Source organism: Deltaproteobacteria bacterium, from assembly GCA_016931625.1.
Lineage (GTDB): Bacteria > Myxococcota > XYA12-FULL-58-9 > XYA12-FULL-58-9 > JAFGEK01 > JAFGEK01.
Window position 1 is genome coordinate 1 of record JAFGEK010000168.1, and the last position, 24,297, is coordinate 24,297.

At 40.6% G+C, this 24,297-nt stretch carries 16 protein-coding genes; 6 read left to right on the forward strand and 10 right to left on the reverse strand.

The window, feature by feature from the left end:
* The first annotated feature begins 206 nt into the window (after positions 1-206).
* Positions 207-1,940, forward strand: coding sequence for an aminotransferase class I/II-fold pyridoxal phosphate-dependent enzyme (locus JW841_14445; protein MBN1962137.1), 1,734 nt, complete (start codon positions 207-209; stop codon positions 1,938-1,940).
* Between the two features lie 98 nt (positions 1,941-2,038).
* Here JW841_14445 and JW841_14450 read toward each other — a convergent pair whose 3' ends face one another.
* On the reverse strand, positions 2,039-2,644 hold the full coding sequence (locus JW841_14450; GenBank protein MBN1962138.1) for a hypothetical protein: 606 nt from the start codon (positions 2,642-2,644) through the stop codon (positions 2,039-2,041).
* 444 nt (positions 2,645-3,088) lie between these two features.
* On the reverse strand, positions 3,089-3,316 hold the full coding sequence (locus JW841_14455) for a helix-turn-helix transcriptional regulator (GenBank protein ID MBN1962139.1): 228 nt from the start codon (positions 3,314-3,316) through the stop codon (positions 3,089-3,091).
* A 428-nt stretch (positions 3,317-3,744) separates the two neighbouring features.
* Here JW841_14455 and JW841_14460 point away from each other — a divergent pair, with 428 nt between their 5' ends.
* From JW841_14460 to JW841_14470, 3 genes are read left to right on the forward strand one after another with little or no spacing between them, the layout of a single operon-like run.
* Complete coding sequence (locus tag JW841_14460) at positions 3,745-4,593, forward strand: DUF72 domain-containing protein (GenBank protein MBN1962140.1); 849 nt, start codon at positions 3,745-3,747, stop codon at positions 4,591-4,593.
* An 18-nt stretch (positions 4,594-4,611) separates the two neighbouring features.
* Positions 4,612-5,820 (forward strand): hypothetical protein, encoded by a 1,209-nt coding sequence (locus tag JW841_14465; GenBank protein MBN1962141.1) that lies wholly within the window; start codon positions 4,612-4,614, stop codon positions 5,818-5,820.
* Positions 5,817-9,053, forward strand: a complete 3,237-nt coding sequence (locus JW841_14470; protein MBN1962142.1) for a DNA polymerase III subunit alpha — start codon at positions 5,817-5,819, stop codon at positions 9,051-9,053. The genes JW841_14465 and JW841_14470 overlap by 4 nt, the downstream gene beginning before the upstream one ends.
* Positions 9,054-9,257: 204 nt before the next feature.
* Here the strand turns inward: JW841_14470 and JW841_14475 are convergent, their stop codons facing one another.
* The 5 genes from JW841_14475 to JW841_14495 all read right to left on the reverse strand — a co-directional run bounded on the left by JW841_14475 (position 9,258) and on the right by JW841_14495 (position 17,071).
* Positions 9,258-9,530: a hypothetical protein gene (locus tag JW841_14475; protein MBN1962143.1), complete on the reverse strand. Its 273-nt coding sequence runs from the start codon at positions 9,528-9,530 to the stop codon at positions 9,258-9,260.
* A gap of 181 nt (positions 9,531-9,711) precedes the next feature.
* Positions 9,712-11,397, reverse strand: coding sequence for an OmpA family protein (locus tag JW841_14480; GenBank protein ID MBN1962144.1), 1,686 nt, complete (start codon positions 11,395-11,397; stop codon positions 9,712-9,714).
* A gap of 74 nt (positions 11,398-11,471) precedes the next feature.
* Complete coding sequence (locus JW841_14485; GenBank protein MBN1962145.1) at positions 11,472-16,241, reverse strand: DUF11 domain-containing protein; 4,770 nt, start codon at positions 16,239-16,241, stop codon at positions 11,472-11,474.
* A 171-nt stretch (positions 16,242-16,412) separates the two neighbouring features.
* Complete coding sequence (locus JW841_14490; protein MBN1962146.1) at positions 16,413-16,823, reverse strand: type II toxin-antitoxin system VapC family toxin; 411 nt, start codon at positions 16,821-16,823, stop codon at positions 16,413-16,415.
* Positions 16,823-17,071 (reverse strand): type II toxin-antitoxin system VapB family antitoxin, encoded by a 249-nt coding sequence (locus JW841_14495; protein ID MBN1962147.1) that lies wholly within the window; start codon positions 17,069-17,071, stop codon positions 16,823-16,825. The genes JW841_14490 and JW841_14495 overlap by 1 nt, the downstream gene beginning before the upstream one ends.
* Positions 17,072-17,274: 203 nt before the next feature.
* On the opposite strand from JW841_14495, the gene JW841_14500 reads away from it, so the two are divergent.
* Positions 17,275-18,591 (forward strand): cation:proton antiporter, encoded by a 1,317-nt coding sequence (locus tag JW841_14500; protein ID MBN1962148.1) that lies wholly within the window; start codon positions 17,275-17,277, stop codon positions 18,589-18,591.
* Positions 18,592-18,619: 28 nt separating this feature from the next.
* On the opposite strand, the gene JW841_14505 is transcribed toward JW841_14500, so the two are convergent.
* From JW841_14505 to JW841_14515, 3 genes are all read right to left on the reverse strand, one after another.
* A complete protein-coding gene (locus JW841_14505; protein MBN1962149.1) occupies positions 18,620-21,301 on the reverse strand; it encodes a vitamin B12-dependent ribonucleotide reductase in 2,682 nt (893 codons plus the stop codon).
* A 799-nt stretch (positions 21,302-22,100) separates the two neighbouring features.
* On the reverse strand, positions 22,101-22,337 hold the full coding sequence (locus tag JW841_14510; GenBank protein MBN1962150.1) for a hypothetical protein: 237 nt from the start codon (positions 22,335-22,337) through the stop codon (positions 22,101-22,103).
* A 26-nt stretch (positions 22,338-22,363) separates the two neighbouring features.
* A complete protein-coding gene (locus JW841_14515) occupies positions 22,364-22,564 on the reverse strand; it encodes a hypothetical protein (GenBank protein MBN1962151.1) in 201 nt (66 codons plus the stop codon).
* Between the two features lie 193 nt (positions 22,565-22,757).
* Between JW841_14515 and JW841_14520 the strand changes: the two genes are divergently transcribed.
* Positions 22,758-24,179 (forward strand): hypothetical protein, encoded by a 1,422-nt coding sequence (locus JW841_14520; protein ID MBN1962152.1) that lies wholly within the window; start codon positions 22,758-22,760, stop codon positions 24,177-24,179.
* The last annotated feature ends 118 nt before the right edge of the window (positions 24,180-24,297 follow it).

Genomic DNA, 24,297 nt, shown 5'->3' on the forward strand with positions numbered 1-24,297 from the left:
AAATACTAATAATATTTTTTAAAGATTGAATAATTGCTGTTGTTGTAAAATACTATCATAATAGATAATAGTTAATATATAGCATATAATTTATTATACTAATAATGTAACCTCTTATAATATACTATTATTTTTGCCCATAACTATTCTGATAATAATAACAGTATTTAATTGTAAAAAATTAATTCATAAGTAAAATGCGGCCCATGTCAAAAGATTACTATTCTCGTTCTGAGAGGTTTATTCCTCGAAGTGGTAAAAGTGTAGAAGTAGTATTAACGATAGATAAAAAAGAATGTGTATATGCTCCTCTTAAAGATATATCTAATACAGGTTTAAGTTGCTTGACTTGGAGTTTACCTGAGTCAGTATATTCTGGTTTAGTATTCAGTGATATTGCTTTACGGCTTGACGATAAAATATTATCTTTTGGCAAAGGTGTAACTAAACGTTTGCAGCGTATGTTTTTTAATGATGACACTCTACGAGTTCATGACATCGGAATACGTTTTGCAATCTTAGGCAATGAGATACTTAAAAAGGCCTCTGAATATTTACAACCCGTTGGTTATGTTGCATCTGAGTTGGTATCTTATGAAGATGATAGTATTGATTTAAAAGATGATAAGCTAAGTAATATAAGCATAGCAGATTTCCGCGATTTAAAATCATATGATATATTTGATAAATGTAAAGCATTTTATGAATATGTTAAGAAAGTACAACGTAAGGGTCTTTATCAATCGATGTTTCGAGTTACTCTTACTTCTCCTATTGATCATAGAGTAACTATCTTCAATCCATTAAAAAGATGCGAGCAAGAAATTTTATGTTTTGATTCTAATAGTTATTTTTGTTTGCACCGCCATCCACGTGTAGTTAGAGCTGCGATACAAACTATTGAGAAAATGGGTGTTGGTACTCCAAGCGCGCAATTACTTTCAGGAACAAATAGGTATTTGCGTGAGCTTGAAGAAGAACTATGTGATTTTCACAAGCGCGAAGATGCTATTGTTTTTCCGAGTGGTTTTGCTGCCAATTTAGGAACTATTACTGCACTTGTACGTTCTAATGATCTTATCGTTCGTGATCGTTTTGTACATGCAAGTATTCATGAAGGGTGTCGCGCTACAAAATCAAAATTTATACGTGTTTATCCACATAACGACATGCAGGCTCTTGAGAGAATTATCAATTCTGCTGAAGGCCATGGTTGTAATGGCAAAATGATCATTAGTGATGGTATATTTAGTATGCATGGACGTTTAGCACCGCTTCCTGAGCTTGTTGAAATTGCAAAGAAGTATAAGGCAAAATTAATGATAGATGATGCTCATGGATTAGGTGTAATTGGACCAACAGGTGGTGGCATAGAAGAACACTTTAATATGATAGGTGCAGCTGATGTTCTTATGGGCACCCTAAGTAAAGTATTAGGTGGTATAGGTGGTTATGTTTGCGGTAGTAAAGATCTCATTTATTATTTGCGTTTTTTTGCGGCGTCAGGCTTCTTTACTACTGCTTTACCGGCTGCCACTTGTGCATCGCTTACCGAAGCCTTAAAGGTGATTAAAGAAGAACCACATCATCGGCATAAATTATGGCACAATTTATGGCGTTTATGGCGAGGGCTTTATGATGCTGGTTTAATTGTTTCAGAGCCAGATAGTGCTATTCTAACAGTATTCATGGGTTCAATGAACCTTATGTTTAAATTCAGTCGTGAATTGTTTGATTTAGGTATTAAATGCGGCAGTGTTGCATATCCAGCTGTACCTAAACAAGAATCTATTTTACGCTGGACGCTATGCTCGACTCATACTGACGAAGACATCGATCGAGCTATTGAAGCTTGCCGTATTATTGGTAAGCGTTTTGGTATGTTAGGTAAGACTCCTGAGGAAATACAAGAATTAGGTAATAGCTTCGAAGAAGCTTAAATATAACATGGTTTATATATTTATTATTACTATAATGATTATGAATTATTAAAAGAATAGATTTATATTATACTATTTATTTCACTTTGTATGTTTTTTTACCATTCAGCGTCAAAATGACAGGCATTATAACCATCAGCGCGACATCTGGTATGTTTTACCTTTACATTAGTTACACCAGTATATTCTATTAGACGTTTAAGATAACCCATCAGCTCTAAGCATAAATAACGATCAATTACACCCCAATTTTTTAGCATACCAGTTAACATATTATGGCCAGTATTGATTTCCCATTCACCAGTATTTTGGATACGATTCCATATTTTAGTAGCCGAGCGCACTACGCTAATAGGGCTAAGTGTTTTGATGATGAATTTAATAAAGACGCCCAGATCTTGATCTGCTTCGTATGCGCCAATTTCGCTTAGTATTGAAAGATCTCCGGGGCTACATGTGTCAACAACACTATGCAATAAACGCGCGAATAAACCTAAATCATGCCATGCTATAGCAATAGAAGCACTGACTTCACGTGCGTCTACATTTGATAAATTAGATAGTACGGTTTGCCATTTTTGTTCTCCGAAACGTTCACGAACAAAATGGCTTATATGACAGATGCCAATCCCTTTTTGTTTGGGAATTATAATATTGGGAGTATTCATTGCAATAGTGTGTGTTGCACTGTATGATTTAAACATTGGCCATCTCCAATTTTCTGATCAAAATCGAGTGCATCACTTCCACCAAAAACAATAGGAGAGTAATGTAGAATACTCGATGATTTTTTGTTACGCTATTTTTTTAAGGGTATTTTTGTCTCACTATATGTCTATGCTGCGTTATTTTTGATCGTGCGATATTTATATAAAATATAGTTACGCAATGCATATAAAATACTACCTTGAATGTATGTGCGTTGTGTTTGTGCCTGCATTTCAGACATTACGTAGACTCTTAAAAAAACCTTAAAATCCAGATAATTTTTATCTGTCACTCGAGTTTTTTAAAGCAGCTGAAAATTATAGATCAGATAAAAATTTTTGCATATATATTTTTTGACGTAATAACGCAACGCAGCATAGGGCTTGGTGGGCATGATTTAGGCTGGAATAAATATACATAATATAATTAAATTTTATATGTCATGTGTCAGGGGTCTGACACCAAACTTCTTCTACTTGTTTATTAAATGTTTTAGCGATTCGTATTGCTAAGACTAGAGATGGTACGTATTTACCTGCTTCAAGGGCAATAATGGTTTGCCGCGTGACTCCTACTTCTTGTGCTAATTGCTCTTGGGTCATTTCATTATTTTCAAAACGTAATCGCCGAATTTGGTTGGTTAAATTACTATGTTTTTTAGAACTCATTATTTTAGCCTCGACGATAAAGAAAAATAGTAGTGATACCCCATGCAAAATACATCGAGAGCCAACCGTAATATACGATTAACACCAAGTGTAGATTAGGAATTACGCCAGCTTGTCGGCTCATTAAATTTTTATCTCCAAAATTGCATGTACGAATAATAACTATAGTAATATAAAATATACAAAAAGTAAAGCGAACTAAACATAAAGTAATAAAAAAATTACATAGACGTGATCATTTTTATAAAAATCATGGGAAAAATTATGGGTGTCAGACTACGTATGAAATTATGGATTATGGTGTCTAACACACCATTAAAGGCGGCACTATTAAAGGCAGCATTAAAGAGCATAAACTTACCCGTATGCTTGACAGCAGTTGAGTATTTAGTAATACTGAACAATTGTACAGTCTAGGTAAAAAACATATGACGTTGTTAAAACTACAGCCATCTGAATCTACTAGTGGTGTTTCGCTTTGGGTGGGTACATCGGGTTATTCGTATCCCGAGTGGGTAGACGCTGGGATTTATCCACCTGGTACTAAGTCGGCGCGTATGTTGCCACTTTACGCGCGTGATTTTGCGGTTACTGAGCTTAATTACACCTGGTATCAAATGCCTCGCGCCGAAGCGATTGAGCGCCAGCGTGCCTTGGTACCGCCTATTTTTAAGTTTTGCGCCAAACTTACCCGCACTATGACTCATGAAATTGATGCTAAAACTTGGCAAAACGAGGCAGCCAAATACCGTCATGGTATCGCGCCACTGTTGCAATCGCGGCAGCTTTTAGCGATTTTAATTCAATTTAGTGCTGGTTTTGAGCGTTCGACAAAAAATCGCAACTATTTAAGTGCGTTGCTTGAAGAATTGCAGGGGTTACCGTTAGCGGTTGAGTTTCGCAATGCTTCATGGGCAAACGGTAAGGTTTTTACGGAGCTTGAGCGTCGCCAGGTGACGCTAGTTTCGGTAGATGAGCCGAGCCTGCCGGGATTATTTCCTTCATTAGATATAGTGAGTAACCCCGAACTTTTTTATGTGCGCTTTCATGGTCGCAATGCCAAAGGGTGGGGTTCGGGCAAAATGGCGCAGCAGTTTGATTATAACTATTCTGACGACGAACTTGCTAAGTGGCTTGAAGAAAAGCTGCAGCGTATGATCACCCTCGCCAAAAACGGCGTGTTGTTTTTTAACAACCACGTGCGTGGTCAAGCGCCCCGCAATGCTCAGCAATTAGTGAAGCTACTAACCGAGGCAGGATGGCGCGCGGGGGGTTAATAGGTATAACCGAACTACATGCAACCGCGCGCCATAATACATCTTAATGTTGCTGATTTTGCGGTTGCCGTAGAGCGTCTTCTTGATGCGCGTCTGCGTGAGCGCCCAGTGGTTATTGCCTCGGCGGCTGCTGTGCGCGCAACTGTATTTGACATGAGTGATGAGGCCTATACGTGTGGTATTCGCAAAGGTATGTCGTTAGCGCGGGCGCGACGTTTGTGTCGCGATACGGTGGTTATTGCCCCGCACGCTGATCGCTACGAGCAAGCCATGCGCGTTTTGTTAAAGCAGGCGCTGCCTTATTCGCCTTTAGTAGAGATGACCGATAGTAATGGCCATTTGTTTATCGATAGTACTGGTACACATCGTTTGTTTGGACCGCCTTATGATGTTGCTTGGCGTATTCGCAAGGCAGTGCGAGCTGAGTTGGGCTTTGATCCGATCTGGTCAGTAGCGCACAATAAACTGCTTGCTAAAATGGCTACTCGTATAGTTAAGCCGGTTGGTGAATACATTTTAGAAGAAGGTGATGAAAAAGATTTTTTATCACCATTGCCTTTGTCGCTGCTGCCGGGCCTTGAACCTGATGAGCTAATACGTTTGCGAGAGTTTCGTCTTGTGCAGATTGCCCAAGTGTTAACTTGGAATCAGTCGCAACTTGAGGTGGTGTTCGCTAAACGTGGGCGTTTACTTTACGAAGCAGTGCGTGGCATTGATTCTTCGCCAGTGTTACCCGTGGGGCAGAAGCTACCTGAGGTTAAGGCAGATCATGATTTTGGCGATGACACTAATGATAGCGAGATTTTGCATGCGGTTTTGTTTGCACTGTTAGATACTACCAGTCACGAGTTACGCCAGCGGCGCTTATGCGCGCAATGTCTTGGTCTCACACTTGATTATTCTGACGGTATACGAGTGGCACGGCAGACTCGTCTTAAACCAGCAAGTGCAAGCCTTTGGCGTTTGTTTACAGCAGCACAAAAAATTCTTGAGTTAGCGTGGACTCGCCGGGTGCGGATACGACATTTGCAAGTGTGTTTAAACCATTTGTGTTTTCCGCCAGCACAGCTTGAGTTGTTTGGCGAACCTGATGATCAACTTATACAAAAAAACGAGCGTTTGATAAAATCTATTGACGCGATTAGAGAAAAGTTTGGGATTACGGTATTGAGCTTTGGTCGTGAACAACACGTGAACCATAAACATGTACCAGATATCGCACGATGATACCACTAGTTACGCGATCAAATGGTTCGTTAGGGTGGGGAGTAGCAGCACCAGAGGCTATTGTTAGGGCAGCGTTTAAATATGGCTATCGTCGTATGGCGCTTACTGACACTGACAATCTTTATAATTTATGGCCATTTTTGCAGGCCTGCAGTGAAGTAGGCATTAGCCCGATTATTGGTGCTGAGTTAACTGAGCCTGATTCTAAGCAACGCGTTGTTTGTTTGGTTGAAAATGAACTTGGCTATCGCAATCTCTGTCGTTTGATTTCTAAGCGTCATTGCCAAAAAGATTTTAAGCTTATTAAGGATCTTCCTTCGTTAGCATTAGGCCTTTATGTTTTAGTGCCCTCAGCAAAATTACTGGCCTCGCTTTATGAGGCAGGAGTGACGGTAGCAGCAGCCCTGCCACGTAACCCTTCGCCGCAGGCAGTAAGAGCACGAGTATTAGCGCGTAACTTAGGAGTTGATGCAGTGGCAGTACCATCAAGTTTTTTTGTTTACCCGCAAGAATACAATTTACATCGACTGCTTCGTGCTATTGCTAACAACACAAGTTTTTCATGCTTACTCCCAAACGAAGTTGCGCCTGCTGATGCATTTTTAGCGAGTCCTGCGGAGTATGAGCAACGGTTTGCAATTTGGCCTGAAGTGATGAGAGCAAGTGAAGAAATAGCTGAGCGTTTGAATTATACTGCACCCAACTTTGGTATAGTTATGCCACCATTAATTGAACAAAGTGATTTGTCAACAAGTGATGGCAATAGTCATGAGCTATTGCGCGCACTTACTTATCAAGGCGCAGAGCAACGTTATGGCGCTGAGTTACATGAAACGGTGGTTGAGCGGATTGAATATGAACTTAATATAATATGTTCAATGGGATTTGCTAGTTATTTTTTAGTTGTAGAACAAATTGTTAAACGCTCGTCCCGTATTTGTGGTCGTGGTAGTGGAGCAGCTTCAATTGTGGCATATTGTTTGGGTATAACTAATGTATGCCCAATAAAATTCAATCTTTACTTTGAGCGCTTTCTTAACCCGGGGCGATGTGATCCGCCTGATATCGATGTTGATTTTGCTTGGGATGAACGTGATACGGCCATTAACACAGTGCTAACAGAACACCGCGGTCATTGCGCTATGGTCGCTAGCTTTACCAGTTTTCAACCGCGGATGGCTATTCGCGAAACTGCTAAAGTATTTGGTTTAACCGACGGTGAAATTGGCCAAGTATCAAAACGCCTGCCTTGGTTTTGGCATGAGGTAGAAGACGATGATAGTGCTTCATTGCTACAGCGTTTACGAAAGTTGCCCGAGCTTAAAGATTTAGATTTTGCCGAGCCTTGGCCCCAGATCATGCAATTAGCACAACAGTTAATTGGTATACCGCGCCATATTTCTGTACATCCAGGCGGCATAGTAATTACCCCAGAACCTATTGATAATTATGTGCCGATTGAAATGGCACCCAAAGGAGTGCCGATTATTCAATGGGAAAAAGACGGCGCTGAGACTGCTGGGTTAGTGAAGATTGATTTATTAGGCAACCGCAGCCTTGCAGTAATTCGTGATGCTATCGCCAACATTCGTTTGCATGGTGATTTTGCTGAGCAGGATTGGGAGCCTGAAGACGACTTAGCTACTCAAGATTGTATTGCTAAAGGTCAGACCATGGGATGCTTTTATATAGAAAGCCCTGCTACACGTTTATTGCAACAAAAAGCCAAACGCGGTGATTACGAGCATGTTGTTATACACAGTAGTGTAATTAGACCTGCTGCTAACAAATGGATCCATGAATATTTGCGTCGTTTACATGGTGGTCAGTGGCAGCCTATTCATCCGCTGCTTGAACATGTTCTCGATGACACTTATGGCATCATGGTTTATCAAGAAGATGTTGCTAAAGCGGCAAAGGCCCTTGCGGGCTTCTCACATGTTGAAGCTGATGCTTTGCGCAAAGTGATGAGCAAGCGTGATCGCGCTAAGCGCCTTCCTGATTTTTTTAAACGCTTTGTCGCAGGTGCGCGGGCGCGCGGAGTCAGCAATGAAAAGATAGCTAGCGTGTGGGAGATGATTCTTTCGTTTGATGGCTATTCATTTTGCAAGCCCCACAGTGCTTCTTATGCGCGGGTATCGTTTCAAGCGGCATATCTTAAGACGCACTTTCCGGCAGAATTTATGGCAGCGGTGATTAGTAATCAAGGTGGCTTTTATTCATTAGCTGCGTATGTTTCTGAAGCAAAGCGCTTAGGTATAAAGATATTACCACCTGATATTAATCACAGCGAAATGTGTTGGCAGGGTAAAGATGGCACGATGCGCCCCGGATGGCTGACGTTACGTGGACTGAGTATAAAGACGAGTGAGCGAATAATTGCTCGGCGGCCTTATAAAAGTTTTATTGATTTTTTAGAGCGAGTGCGTCCCGAAGAACCCGAAGCACGTTTGTTGATTCATGCGCGGGCTTTTGATTCGCTTGTTGTAGATGAGGCTACGAATACGTCATCCCGACGAGTTGTTGGCGAGGAATATGGTAATGTTATCCCAAGGACCCTGAGCGTAGTAAAATATACTCAACCTTACAGACGGCACACAGCAAATGCTATTGCAAGTCATGCGGCTTTGCTGTGGCAACTAGCAGCTTGGCGTGATGCTACGAGTAAGAAAAATGAAAGTGATTTATTTGCCATAGATAGTGCTGCAAAAGCTCGGCGTGAAGATAATAACACCGTCATTCCCGCGCAGGCGGGAATGAAGAGCGCGATGCAATCTAACCTGATGATGGACTCACGCTTTCGCGGGAGTGACGATGATATCCCCCCACCACCATTATTACCTGATGACCCGCGCGATTTACTGCATGCTGAAATGACGGCTTTAGGTTTTTTATGTGCTCAGCATCCCTTGATTTTATGTGATGTAAGTAGGCTTGCTAAAAAAATTACTAAGGCACAAGAGTTATCACATTACACTGGTAAGCGCGTATGCGGTGTCGGTTTTTTAATCACCGGCAAAGTGGTGGCCACTAATAAAGGTGACCCCATGGAGTTTGTTACTTTTGAAGATGATACGGGATTAATGGAATGTACATTTTTTCCGAGGGTGTACCGGCGTTTTTGTCACATGTTAGATTATCAACATCCATACATTATTGAAGGCAAGGTTGATGAAGACTATGGCGCGCATACGATTACGGTAGATAAGATCAAGCGTATGGAATTGAAATAACTTATACACCATAGTGAGTGCTATAGGTAATTCTTACTACTTTAGCTTATGCTGCCAGTATTTCGTCTTCATTTTCATCTTCGAGTTTGGTTTCTTTATGGTTGAACAGATGTTCAGTACGAAGGCAAGAGAAATTTTAATTTAGGTTAAAATTAAATACGCAACTTTTATTGATTGATGAGTTTTTAAGTACTGAAGTAAAGTTTATAAATAAACTGCACAATCTGATGCGTCGTAGGTATATAAATTGCCTCGGCATTGATATGGAAAACCATGCGAATCACAATCACCACTGGTTTCTTCCCAATCACAACCATCAAGATGGTCATCAATATTTTGTTGACAGTGTTTATTATTTTTAAGACATCTTTCAAAATCGCAATTTGATGAAACGCAAGCCTTTGTATCATCACCACAACTAGTTAGCGCTAAAACAGATGAAAACAAACAAACATAACCAAATTTAAGCCACTTCATTATGTGTTCCTCCCATATAGGTAAGATTTATAAATAGCGTTATGCTAGATGTGTTGCATTAAGTCAAGGTTGCAATATTGTCGCTTTATAGCAGCATCCTCAAGCGGGGAAAATTTTATTAAAAAAATCCAAAAAGATTCTTCTATCAAAAAATTAGTTTAGCAGAATTTTTTTTAAACTTTTATTCTTTGCTTACAATTACAAACTCAACGCGGCGATTGGTAGCACGATTTTTGGCAGTTTTATTAGGTACTATTGGCCGTTCAGAGCCATAGCCGACCGCCATAAGACGTTTTGATGGAATGCCTTTTTTAATAAGATAGCTTAGCACCGCATCTGCACGAGATTGTGATAGCTTTTTATTGTGTTTGGCTGGACCTTTATTATCAGTGTGACCTTCGATACGTACTAGCTCAATTTCGGGATGATCAAGTAATACTTTGGCAATATTATCGATTAGTTCAAAAGAACGAGATTGTATTTTGCCGCTACCAGATTCAAAGAAAATCTTTTTCTTAATTTCAATTTTATCCCCTTCAAGTTTCACCCATTGTTTAGCTTTGCAACCTTGAAATGCAACTGAGCCAGGTTCATTAGGGCAATTGTCAAGTTTGTCTGGTACAGTATCAGCATCGTTGTCAGAATCTGGGCATCCATCTTCATCTTGGAAGCCATCTTTATCTTCAGGCGCATCAACACATTGATCAACATTATCTAAAATACCATCACCATCTTTGTCTGGTATTTCATCAAGACACCCATCTTCGTCTTGCCATTGGTTTAAATTTTCGGATTCGTTAGGGCATTGGTCGTCAACGTCGAGAATATTGTCTTTATCATTATCGAGATCAGGGCATCCATCATTATCTTCAAAGTCGTCTTTATCTTCTGCCTTATTAGGACATTTATCATCCGGGTCTAATAAACCATCACCATCACTATCTTTTGTTGGTGGCGGCGGTAGAGGTGGTACTATTTCAGGTTCAGCTTCACGTTCAGTGCGTAAACGCAAGCCCACTAGGCCGCGATAAACTGGGGTACCAAAGCCTTTTGATAATCCAAAACCACCTGCAGCAGTGAAATCAAAATTAGGAAGTATACCATATGTTATACCAAATAGAATTTCATTTGCTGTTTGATTACTACGCACATATGGTCTTTTGGCTGAGGTAGAGCCAAAAATAGAAGCAGCAACGGTAACCGGGTTAGCTGCGTCACGGTCTAGTATATATGAAATAGCAGCATGATACCCTAACTCGTCTTCAACAACTAAATTAGCAATTTTTTGTTTTGTGCGCGATAGATAGTTGACGTTTAATGCTAAGGTATAGGCATCAATACGACGAGATATTGCTAGCTCTGGTACAAAACCTACTTTGGCATCACCAAAATAGGCGCTAGCGGTTTTAGTTGGTACCAAGGTGCTGGCAATTAAAGCAAGGCTGATTATATGACTTTTTTCATTTAATATTTGTAACTTCGGCGCCACGCGTAAATTGCCCAAGCCCACAGTTTTAATATTTTTAGCGCCATCAATAACGTCATTAACTTTGTCTGAGGCGGTTTGATAAAGTGCCATTGGTAGATCAAGACCAACTTGTAAGTGACTGAATAATACTATTGAACCAACCAGATTGCCACCGAGACGATGAGCAACCAACGGTTGCCTAGTTTTTTGGTTATTTTCTATTCTGGTAAGTACTAGGGGATCTTTGGCGTAACTCAACCACAACATCAAATCCCAAGTTAGCGGTTCAGGCACTAGTGCGGTCTCAGTGTCGATAATGCCTGAGGCTGAAGTAGAGGGGCGAAAGCGTTCAGCCGGAAAGTTACGGCTAGCAACTTCGCTCTGTGTGTATGCAAACATTGGTATAAGTGAGATAATTACAGCGTAAGAGATAGACCTGATTGTGGTCATAGCTGTTTTGCGCCTCATCTTAGCTAATAAGAGTTTTTGTTTGCACGTTTACGTCGTATAGCTAGTAACAATGCACTTAGTACACTCATTATACCCATAGATGATGCTGGGAGAGCATGACAAGCACCACCAGCAAGCTTGTAATTAACTATTGAAGATATTGGTGTCGTCGATGAAGCCGATGACGAGCTGTTGCATTGATTCGTGGCATCAGTAGGGCACTCGTCAATAGCATCATTAACACCATCACTATCTGAATCGACATTGTTTGGGTCGGTACCGAGCATATTTTCCTCAGCGTCACTCAAGCCATCACCATCACTGTCTATCACAGAAACGTCGTCAGTAAAATTATTTGGATCAGTTTCACCAGAGTCAATGCGGCCATTGTGATTAGTATCTTCGGCACCATCATCAAGAATGCCTCCGTCAGTACCTGAAGAGACCATACTTGTTGTGGTCGAGGGGTCTGCATCGGGTATGAAATGGCCATTGCTAACAACAGTATCTGATGACGGGGTAGTAACGCCACTCTCAGTACCGTCAAGTATATGGTCGTTGTCAGAGTCGGGGTCGAGAGTATTTATAATGCCGTCACCGTCGGTGTCATGCGACCAATTGTCTTCATCGCCATCAAGAACGCCATCGTCGTCGCTGTCAGCGTCATTGGGGTTAGTACCAAAATTTATTTCTTCAGCGTCAGATAACTCATCATTGTCGCTATCGATTACTCCGCCATCATCAGCGGGGTTATTGGGATCGGTTTCTCCAGTATCAATTTGGCCATCGTGGTTTGCATCTTCAGCGCCATCAGTTGCACCGCTACCGTCGCTGTCAGCAGAAGTTGGATCAGTGGTAGTTGTGGGGTCAGCGTCAGATACAAACGCTCCATTATCAACATCTGTACCAGTGGTAGGTTCAGTAACCCCACTTTCGGTACCGTCAAAGATTCCGTCGTTGTCAGAATCTGGGTCAAGGGCGTTAATTAATCCATCATCATCAGTGTCTTGATTATAGTCAACTTCGTTGTCATCTGGTACACCGTCATCATCACTGTCGATATCGTTGGGATTGGTGCCAGCGGTAACTTCGTCGTTATCGTTTAAACCATCGTTATCACTATCAGAGTCGTTAGGATTAGTACCATTAGTGATTTCATCCCCATCACTTAGGCCATCATCGTCAGTATCAGTGTCGTTGGGGTTAGTGCCGTTGGTAATTTCGTCGCCATCGTTTACGCCGTCATCGTCACTGTCGGAGTCATTGGGGTTAGTGCCGTTGGTAATTTCATCACTGTTAGTTACGCCATCACCATCAGCGTCGCCAGTAGGTCCATCATTATCGTCAGCGTCGAGGTAATTTAGAATACCGTCACCATCATTATCACCGCGACCCTCTGTAGCATCATTATTGCTATCGCCGTCGCTATTAGTGTCATACCAGCTTAAGGTTAAGTCGTTATCAGGATCATCATCGGCCATGGCCGTGGCATCAAGAATTTCTTGTGCAGTGCTAATGCCATCGCCATCATCGTCTGGGTCACGGTAATTTGGTAAACTATCGCTATCAATGTTGCCGGTGCCTTCATTAGCATCTAATAATCCATCGTTATCACTATCAATGTCTTTGGCGTCAATATCAGCGTCACCGTCTGAATTAAGCGGGTTGTTAGGATCAGCGCCAACTTCGATGTTGTCGTTGATGCCGTCGTTATCAGTGTCAGCATCATATGGATCAGTAGTTGCGATAATTTCATTAGCAGTGCTCAAGCCGTCGTCATCATCGTCAAAGTCACGATAATCGGGAATGCCATCACTATCAGTTTGAGTAGTGCCTTCAACCGAATCATTAATCCCGTCATTATCGCTATCAAGATCAAGCGCGTCTATGTTATCAGTACCGTCAGTATTAATTGCTGAGCCACCATTGGTTTCGACATAATCACTGATACCATCTCCGTCACTATCAGCAGAATCAGGGTTAGTGCCTAAAGATGCTTCAACCGTGGAGCTTAAACCATCTTCATCAGCGTCGGTAATGGCTAAAGTAATAGAGTTGCTGTTTTGCGGAGCAGTATAAGTTGATTCGACAGTTGCAATATTAATGATACTGTTTGAGCTTGTTACACTAACACTGGTTTGTACTTGAAAAGTAACTGTAGCATCATCGCCAGCATTAAGTGAAGCAAGATTAACTGTAATAGCTTGTGAGGTTGTTACATCATAATCACCTTCATCATCACTACCAGCATCAGTTATAGCTGATGGGCCACTGCCAGTATCAAGAGTAATGCTGTTAGATATGTAACTAGTTTTGGCAGGTATAATGTCAGTCAAAACCAAACCGGTAGCATTAATACTTGAAGTGTTGGTGATCACTAGACTATAAGTAATAGTGTCATTAGGTCCGAGTAAAGTTGGTGCACTGGCACTTAGCACATAGGTGAACGTAGGATAAGCGACCGTAGTACTAACGGTATTTGAGGTTAAAGTTACCCCAGTAAAAGTATCACTAGATGCTCGCGCATAGTTTGTTACCGCACTACCTTCTGGTAGTGGTTGCAAAATAGCAGTAAAAGTACAAGTTATATTTGCACTTGGATCAACATCACCCAGATCCCAACTTACACTACGGCTGCTGCCAGTATAAGTTATGGTGCCTGCACCACTAAATTCTGAACTTGGGGTACAGGTTGTACCAGAGACATAATCGATACCTTCGGTAAGTGAATCAGAGATAACTACATTGTCAGCTTGATTAGAGATATCAATATTTTGCAATGTAATTGTGTAAGTAAGATTTGTATTAATTGCAGCGTTGCTTTGGTCAACGGCTTTAGTTAAGGCTAAATAAGCTTTAGAAATTGTATGCATAGTAGATGGCGTAAGTATTAAACCAGACCATTCGCCATCAGCATGGGCATTAAGTGTATAACTTTGGTTAGTTAAACCAGAGCTAAAAGTTAATTGATAGGTAAGAGTTAAAGTTTCAAAGTTATCAAGATTTTCAGTTGGTGATAACGTCCAAGATAGGGTGCGTATTCCACCATTTATGCTATCGCTTGGTTCAAGATTAAAGGTGCTTAGATCAGGTCGTTCAAAAGTTGCTGTCCCTGGTTTATAAGTAATGGTATCTGGAAAGCTTACCGAATAGCTAGTATTGCTAATAGTGTCATAGTTGCCTGATGTGATTTCAACAATTATTTGGGCATCGCCACCTGATGCGGCAATCAAAGTGTCTGACTTATTCATATTGAGGGATAAAATCGGATCAACGAAATCTTGTGCTAATGGTAATACGGTGTAGCCGAGATCAAGCCCATGATCTGCAGGGGGAGCATTATGAGCTTCACCATATGAGATAGCAATTGGGCCGCTTGCAGTTATATTAGTGCCTGCATTATCGTCATCAGTAGTATCGTAAAATTGGTATATATCTAATGTATTAAGTATTTGACTAGTTGTTCGAGTGCCATCGTCATTACTAATATTTATTGTAGTATTATCGTAAAGTGGAGTAATCCATATTGGTGAGCCGTTTGTCGCACCTGCAGGAGGATTAATTCCTGTAGGTGACCAAGGTATAAAATATTCGTTTTTCAACATACGTGAGGGCATGAGTGAAAAGCCCCAATCATGGCTTCGATCAAGATAATCAATATCTATTACTCCCCAAAAAAGTTGGTCACCACTAATACGCAAACCTGACCCAGCTATTAAGCCAGAACCGGTCAGAACCGATAAGGCGCTTGCAGATTTTGCAGGAATTACATAAGGTCCACGCTCACCACTGCTATCATAAAAAGAAACCGTAAGTGCGGTACTATTAGGATTAAAAATATAGGCATTTACACGATAAGTATTATTACCTGTAATTGGTACTACATAATCGCGTCCCCATAATCTAATAGGAATAGCGCTAAATAAATCAGAGCGATAAGTTGTATGGTGCCCGGTTATAATACCTACCTGAATATCTTTTGCGGCCCTAACAATAGTACCAGCAAGTACATTAAGACTGCTTGCGGTGGTCTCGTCAAGATAACCATTAGTTGAATACGACTGACCTTTATTTAAAGTTACTTGCACCGTACCATTACTATTACTAATACTAACTAGGTTGTCATCTTCATACGATACTACAGTTAAGTCTACATATTCAAACGGTTTATAATGATTATTATCATATAAATCTGTACCAATTGGGATATGATATTCACGATAACCTGTGAGTGTTTGTTTGGCGTAAACTTCTATAGCACCGCCCATTTGATTGTAGGTAGTATTTGCTGGATACATATTTATTACAAGATTTATAGGGCCACCAACACTAACAACGCGGTCGCCGCCATCATAGCGAGTTAATGTGCCTCGGGGTATTGGAATAAAACAATTTTTTTCTGGAGAAGTGTCATTACAGCCCTCGCTTGTGCCATTAGCACTAGCAAATGATAAAGTTTCGCCGCGATTGAGGTTATATACTTCAGTGGTAGGTCCTTGCGAGTTAAAAATGTCAGTATCATAACCATCTTCCCAATGGTCATAATAAACTTTTTCATTGTCAGTAGTTGCAACTATTGAGATTACACTAACCATACCGCCAGAAAGGGCAGGTGCAAGAACTCTCATGAACTCATAAACATGACTCGCGCGCCCGACTACATAGTATTCTTGCACACCGGCACTGATGCCTTGCTCTTGCGCAAGTGATGATGACGGCGGTGAGCTAATGGCTATCAGCGAAAAGATTGAGAGCGAGAATAACAAAACAGAACGAGATAGATTGTGCGGCATGCCTTTATTCTCCACGTGGCCGAAGAACTATACTTAAATAAACGGATCAATTATATTATAAGTTTAGCCTACCCTGGGTACAGCCGCACTAGGATGATTACTATTGCTTTTTTTTAAAACTATTTAGATCAGCTCTGCTAATGTATTAGTAGGTATACTCGATTAATACATTTATAAAGCGTGAACCAATTTACCCATTTTAGTAACCCACGCAGTAGTGCTACGCTCAGCAGTTATAAGCGGCGCTTTATGCGAAAACGCTAATTCAATATAAACAGCGTCATACATAGTGGCCTGATAATCTAAGGCACGATGTAATACCGCGAGATTATTAGGTTCGGCTAATTTTAAGGGTGCCTCTAAATGCAATTGATAAATTTCATATGCAAGATTGGTGGCAAGCTCACCACGACGTACGTAGGTGCGCAAAACATTGCCAAATTCCCAATAATGTAGTGAGGGTACAATAATAGATATTTCATTGTTTATCAGACGCTGTTGCCAGTTGCGCGCCGCTGTTGCGATTTTTTCATTCAAATACCAAGCGCAAGCTACACTAGTGTCAAGAATATAGGTTTTCATTAGCGTTCACGGTCTTGCCGCAATATTTCATAACTACTTTCACGAAAACGTGTGTTCGCCACAGCTTGTTGAACTTTAAGAAGGCGTTCTTTATAGGTTTTGCGGCATTGTTCTTCAGAACGTACTTCTACAAAAAGTCGCAAGGCTTCTTCGACCAAAGCACTTTTACTTGTCGCTTGTGACAGTCGCAGTGCTTCACTAATTAAATCGTCATTAAGTACAATATTAGTTCTCATACACCAAACCATACACCAGTGTAATTAATTGTCAATATGATATAACTGTAAGTGAACTGTAAGTAGTAAAAGTTTTTAAACAACCTATGCAAGATGAGTTAGAAGTTGTTATTTAAGATAATCTGCGTTTTTAGTATTACGGCAAGCTTGTAAATATTAGAGATATATATAATTTAGGCACCAACTATGTTGAGCTTAATATAAGGAAAACTTTCATGACTTTGTGGTTAGCGTTAGTTACAACTTTTTTATATCCCGCACTTGCAACTGCTAATGAAGCCGGTGGTCATGCTGACCCAGTAACTAATGTTGCCCTTTTTTTGGTAATCATTCTTGTTGCAGCCAGCTTAGGTGGTGATTTAGCGGTTAGATTAGGTCAGCCAGCAGTACTTGGTGAATTGATTGGCGGCGTAATTGTCGGAAACCTTTCATTGTTAGGCTTTCATGGTTTTGAAGCTATCAAAACCGATGCTGCAATTGACATGCTCTCGCGTATTGGAGTGCTGATTTTGCTTTTTGAAGTTGGACTTGAATCAACAGTTGGGCAAATGCTGAAAGTTGGGCTTTCCTCACTTTTAGTAGCGATGTTCGGTGTCATTGCGCCTTTTGCTCTTGGTTGGGGAGTAAGCTCTTGGCTAATGCCTCACGAAAGTTCTTACGTACACGCATTTATTGGTGCCACCTTAACCGCTACCAGCGTGGGTATTACCGCCCGAGTGTTAAAAGACCTCAATAAATCAAAAAGCACTGAAGCGCGTATCATACTAGGGGCAGCGGTTATCGACGACGTGCTAGGTCTAGTTATTTTGGCGGTGGTCACAGGAATAATTGTTGCGGCAAACAAAGGTGCAGAATTTACCCCGAGTGAAGTTGCTTTAACATTAGCCAAAGCCATTGGTTTTTTAGTTGGCGCATTAGTGTTAGGCTTACTTTTATCTAAACGTTTGTTTGTGCTAGCTTCAAAAATGCGCGCCCGTGGTATGTTGCTTGCCACTGGTCTTAGTTTTTGTTTCTTTCTTTCATGGCTGGCTGGTTTAATAGGTTTAGCTCCTATAGTTGGTGCATTTGCTGCTGGTCTCATTTTAGAAGAGACACATTATCATGATTTTATCGATCGCGGTGAACATAGTCTTGATGAATTGATTCATCCGATATCATCATTTTTAGTGCCGGTCTTTTTTGTGGTTATGGGTATGCGCACCGATATTCGCTCATTTATGCAGCCAGGTGTTTTAGGTTTAGCAGTGGCCCTCACGGTGGTGGCGATTATTGGTAAACAAATTTGTTCGCTCGGAGTGTTAGGCAAAGGTATTGATAGATTATCTGTTGGTATTGGGATGATTCCGCGTGGTGAGGTTGGGCTTATCTTCGCCAACATCGGTTTGGCTCTTTATATCGGTGGTCATGAAGTTATTAATCAAGCGACATTTTCTGCGGTAGTGGTGATGGTTATTGTGACTACATTAGTTACCCCACCATTACTTAAATGGAGCTTAGGGCGCATTGATAAAAAAGGCAGCAAGGCTACATAAATATACTGAGAATACTATTAGTAATAAATCAAGAGCAGCCGCTAGTTGAACCGCAGTTCTGACATTTATAACAAGCACCGCTGCGAATCATGATTGAGCCGCACTCAGAACAGCTAGGTGCATCTGCTTGGGTTGCAAATACTGCTTTCTCATTAAGTTCAATACCAGGCAAAGTTTTTTGCGCCGATAAAACCATTGAACTTAAATCTTGCGGAGCTGCGGGTTGCATAGCATCATTAACAAACTTTAAAGCTAACCAGCGGAAGATATAATCAGTGATTGACTTAGCTATAGGTATTTCACGATTACCGGTAAAGCCAGATGGTTCATAACGAGTATGAGAAAACTTGTCGGCTAATACTCGCAACGGCACGCCATATTGTAGTGCTAATGAAATTGAGGTTGCCAAAGAATCCATTAGACCAGAAATAGTTGAACCTTCTTTACTCATGGTAATAAAGACTTCGCCCGGTGTACCATCTTCATATAAACCAACGGTGATGTAACCTTCGTGACCAGCAATAGAGAATTTGTGGGTTATTGCTTGCCGCTCATCAGGTAAACGACGACGCGCTGGCGCAATTTTTGTCGCAGTTTCTTTTTTGTCGGTTGTTAGTGAAGTATTTAGTGGCTGCGAGCGTTTACAACCATCACGATAGATCGCAATAGATTTTAAACCTAATTTCCAGGCTTGGATATAAGTATCAGCAATTTCATTGGCGGTTGCTTCGTTAGGCATGTTAACGGTTTTAGAAATTGCTCCAGAAATAAAAGGCTGTACTGCCGCCATCATACGAACATGCCCCATGGGAGCAATTGAACGTTTGCCTTTTAATGGTTTAAAGGCGCAGTCAAATACGGCTAAATCTTGCATTTTTAATAAGGGCGCACCTTCAATCGTTTCTTCTTTTTCGAGATACTCAAGAATTGCAGCTTTAGTGCCATTTTGATAGCCAAGACGATCAAGGGCTTCTGGCACTGTGCCATTAACCATTTTTAATAAGCCACCACCAACTAGCTTTTTATATTTTACTAGAGAAATATCAGGCTCGATACCGGTAGTATCGCAATCCATCATGAAGCCAATGGTGCCGGTAGGGGCTAGCACGGTAACCTGAGCATTGCGGTAACCAAAGGTTTTACCTAACTCAAGTGCATCATTCCAAACGACTTTAGCTGGTTGCAGTAATGATGGTGGTACTAATGAGTCATCAATATCATCAGCAGCAGCACGATGTTTTTCTATGACTGCTATCATTGAATCAGCATTTTGCGCATAGGTTTCAAAAGTTCCCTTTATTTCTGCCAAGCGCGCGCTTTGGGCATAACCTTCACCAGTAATTAAAGCAGTAGTGGCTGCAGCATAAGCGCGACCATTGTCAGAATCATAAGGAAGCCCGCGGGCCATTAATAAAGCGCCAAGATTGGCATAACCTAAACCAAGCGGTCGAAATGTTTTTGAATTCTTTTCGATGCGTGCAGTGGGGTAGCTTGCCTCGTCAACAATAACTTCTTGTGCAGTTATTGAGATATCTACGGCGTGGCGCAAACCTTCAACATCAAGCTCACCATTGGCATCGCGAAATTTCATTAAGTTAAGCGAGGCCAAATTACAGGCCGAATCATTTAAAAACATAAATTCGCTACAAGGATTGCTAGCATAAATGCGATCTGTCGATTTGCAAGTATGCCAATCATTAATGGTTGTATCAAATTGCAAACCTGGGTCACCACATAAGTGCACAGCTTCAGAAATTTGCTGCATGATTTTTCGCGCTTCATGATGTTCAGCCACTGAACCATCAACACGATTAATTGTCTTCCAGACGCCGTCTTGCTCAACAGCTTTCATAAACTCATCAGTGACTCGCACCGAGTTATTAGAATTTTGAAAGAAAACTGAAGCATAAGCTTCGCCATCAACGGCCCCATTATAGCCAGCATCAATCAAGGCCCAGGCTTTCTTTTCTTCTTTGGATTTGCAATTGATAAAATCTATTATGTCAGGGTGATCGGCATCAAGAATTACCATTTTTGCCGCACGTCGAGTTTTACCGCCACTCTTAATTACCCCAGCGAAGGCATCGTATCCTTTCATAAACGATACCGGACCAGAAGCTTGACCGCCGCCGGTTAATAATTCTTTGCTGCCTCGAATTGGTGAAAGATTTGAACCGGTACCTGAGCCATATTTAAATAGGCGTCCCTCGGTTTTTGCAAGTTCAAGAATCGACTCCATTGTATCATCTACTGAATTGATGAAGCAGGCTGAGCACTGCGGATGAGTTTCAACCCCAACGTTAAACCACACGGGGCTATTAAAGGAGAGATTTTGGTTAACCAGGAGATATTTCAATTCATCAGCAAAAATTTTGACACCTTCACCATTGGCAAAGTAATTACCTTTTTCAGCCCATGCCGCTATAGTTTGCACAACACGACTGATTAACTGCTTAACGCTGTTTTCACGATCTGGCGCACCGATAGAACCGCGAAAATATTTTGAAACCACAACATTAGTCGCTAATTGGCTCCAATTTGCTGGTACTTCAACATTATGTTGCTCAAAAACAACACGACCGCCTTCGCCAGTGATAACCGCACTACGCAGTTGCCATTCGATTTGATCAAAGGGATCAAGACCCGCGGTAGTCCAGCGTCGCGTTATAGTTAGTCCTTCTCTTGTATAATTGTTTTGAGCGGAGCGCATTTTAGTTTTCCTTTTACCATTTCGACGCAGTTCTGTGCTCCGTAGTTCTGTGCTTTGGGTATTTATATGATATGTAAGTTCGTTTTTGTCGACTTGTATACCAGCTACATCTGTCATGATTTTTAAAACCTCCAGCAAGATCAATCCGTTAAAGTCCTGCCTGAACGCGCATCAACGCAGGCTTCTCTCATAAGGAAGTGTGTTTTTTCGTGAGTGTGAAGACACCCTCGCTCACCCACGCGCAGACGTCAATCTTACTTTAACTACTTTGTAAGCGGCTTCTGTAACGACCTGAAATTGCGCTATGCTAAAAGTGGTAAAGCATTTTTTCAATACGCCATACATCAAGCTGCTAATACTATCCTATATTGTAATGTAGTGCCATATGGTCAAATGCCTATTTCGCCACTGGCGTAACACAACCTTAACGAAATATACAAGCCATATAATTGCTACAGTAATATAAATTGATCGTATAAATAAAACTCACTACTTAGAGTAAGAAAATTTCGTTTAGCAATGTGATAACCTACTTAGAGTAAAAATAATTTTAAGTAACAAATTTGAGATATTGTTTGATCTAAGACACCTTAAAAAACTTTAAGCTATTCATGAGAAATATTTTATAACTATATAAAATATTGAAGAAAAATGAAGCAATAACTTAAAAATTAGCAAATTCTAGGTAGAATATACCCATCAAAAAAACGAAAAATATTTTCATAAAAAAGGTACGTGGAAACTGGTTTAATGTGAAAATCATCAGGTAATAATATAGCTAGGCTTACTTTAAGAATGCTTAGCTCTTTTTGTTAAATCGATTAAATCTCTGCTTTTTTTTGATAGCTGTTTCCATGGCAGTATCGAGTTTGTTCCATACTTGTTGCTGGTGCTCTTTTTTTCCGGCCTCAACATCAGCACGAACTTTTTCAGATTTTGCTGCGGCTTTTGATCTTGTAGCTGATACGACAGGTAAGGGTTTGCGCACACTAAAAATAGTATTATTGCCAGCTTTATTTTTGGTATCGCTACTCATTACAGAAGTTAAGCTTAACAAATGTTTTAGCAACCAGCGATAGTAAAAAGAGCATCTGTGTCTGGCTTTATAAAACCAGCAAAGAAGCTAGAAAGTTCTTCAATATCAAAAGTAATACGCATTTCTTTGGTGAGACGTTCATCATTGATACAGACATTGGTTTTGTTGATGGGGTGATCGACGTGATGAATACCTAAAGAGATGGCGTGATTGTCTAGCCCTGACATGTTTCCTCCGCAGTCGCTTCATTTTTTTACATATTCTGGCGCGCACCAGAATTATGCAAAAACTTAATATTTTCGGTGTAACTTAGGAGATAACCTGCGTCAAATTTATGGCAAAGATTAAGTTCTATTTGTTGACCACAATTCATTAAGCTGGCAGATATTGTTGAAACTTTTAATTACAGGGATACAAGCGATGAAAGTTTCAATGACTAATCCAAATCTCGGTATTAATACAACATTTGAAATTACCAACGAGCAGCTGCAAAGCCAAGCGCAATTTCAAAAAAAATTAGATGCAGTTTTTACTGGACAAAATTATGTCGCCAGTGTGGATGCTATCGAAAAAATACGTCAGCATTTACTGGCTAATCGCAGTAAAAAAGTTGTGCAGGTACGTGCCCCTGAATTTTTTGATTCTTTAAAACCACTAAAAGTACTCAATGCTTTAGCACCACCAGAATCTGAAGATGTTATGCAACCAGCACCGCAGGCATCTGATGATGTTGAAGAAGCAATAGTAGTTTTTGACGATCAACCATCTATACTTGCAGACTATGCCAGCTTTAATCAGTTAGTTAATGAAATGCTTGATATGCCAATAGCAGCAGATCCGCATAATATTCGAGGCACATTTGCTTCTCTAACTGAAAACGACTTACTTAAATGCCAGCACATAATAGTCAATACTGAAGGTAGCGGTATGCAGTACGGTGAGCCAGCTCAAGATATATTAAAGGTAACTGCATATGAAAATGCAAGAACAGTATTATTAAAGATGCAATTAGCTGATGGCACAGAACACACAAAGATTTTTATCCCCAGTGAAGCAGGCGATTTAAAAACAGGATTATTTGGTCGTATGTTAGATTGTGGAAGTGAGATACCCGGAAATAGATTTGAATACGATAAATCAAGAATTTATAACGTCCCTCCTTTAGCTGATGACCGGTGGGATATTGAGATGACAAAACCTGACACTGTTGAGGCCTATGAAAAAAAAGTATATCCTGCGATTTCATCTGGTGTACGTCTGTTGCGTGATCTAAACATATTAAAAAATGGCGATACTATTTTAGATGTGGGTTCAGGCCGAGGCGATCTAGCCCTAAGGCTCAATGATACATTTGCACAAAATGAATATAAAATTATTGGTGCAGAGCCAAATCGGCCTAGCCGTTTAGAGGCTAATAATAAAAAGAAGGCATTTGATGATGTTCAAGAGAATTTTTATCCTTATAAAAATATTTCTTTTAAAAATTTCAGCGGTGAACAACTTGCAAACAAAGTTGATGAGCTAAATATAAACCCAAAAGTATTAATATTTTCAGGAGTTTTAGCAAGTGCAGTGCTAACTAAACAAGTTGCCGAAGGGGCTGCTCAACAAGCATTTAATATACTACCTCCAGGCGGGGCGATGATTGTTGCTTCTAAAACCGATCCCCTACTATCGGCAGCAGATTTTCGTGCAATTGGTTTTGAAATTCTAAATACCTATTCGCCAGAATATAATCGACCACTTTATGTTTTGCGTAAGCCGGTACAAGCTCCGATGCAAGTACCTGCGCCACCTCCTGAACAACCTTCTGAAGATGGTCCTATCGAATCTAGTGTATAAAGCCACAAGACAACATCCCTCGCTACGTTAAGGGCTGACTCTTGATCTCATCTCTGTAATTGATCGATTTTATTAGGCTTTACTGGATGCCCTCTTTCGAGGGCATGACGTAGAGAGT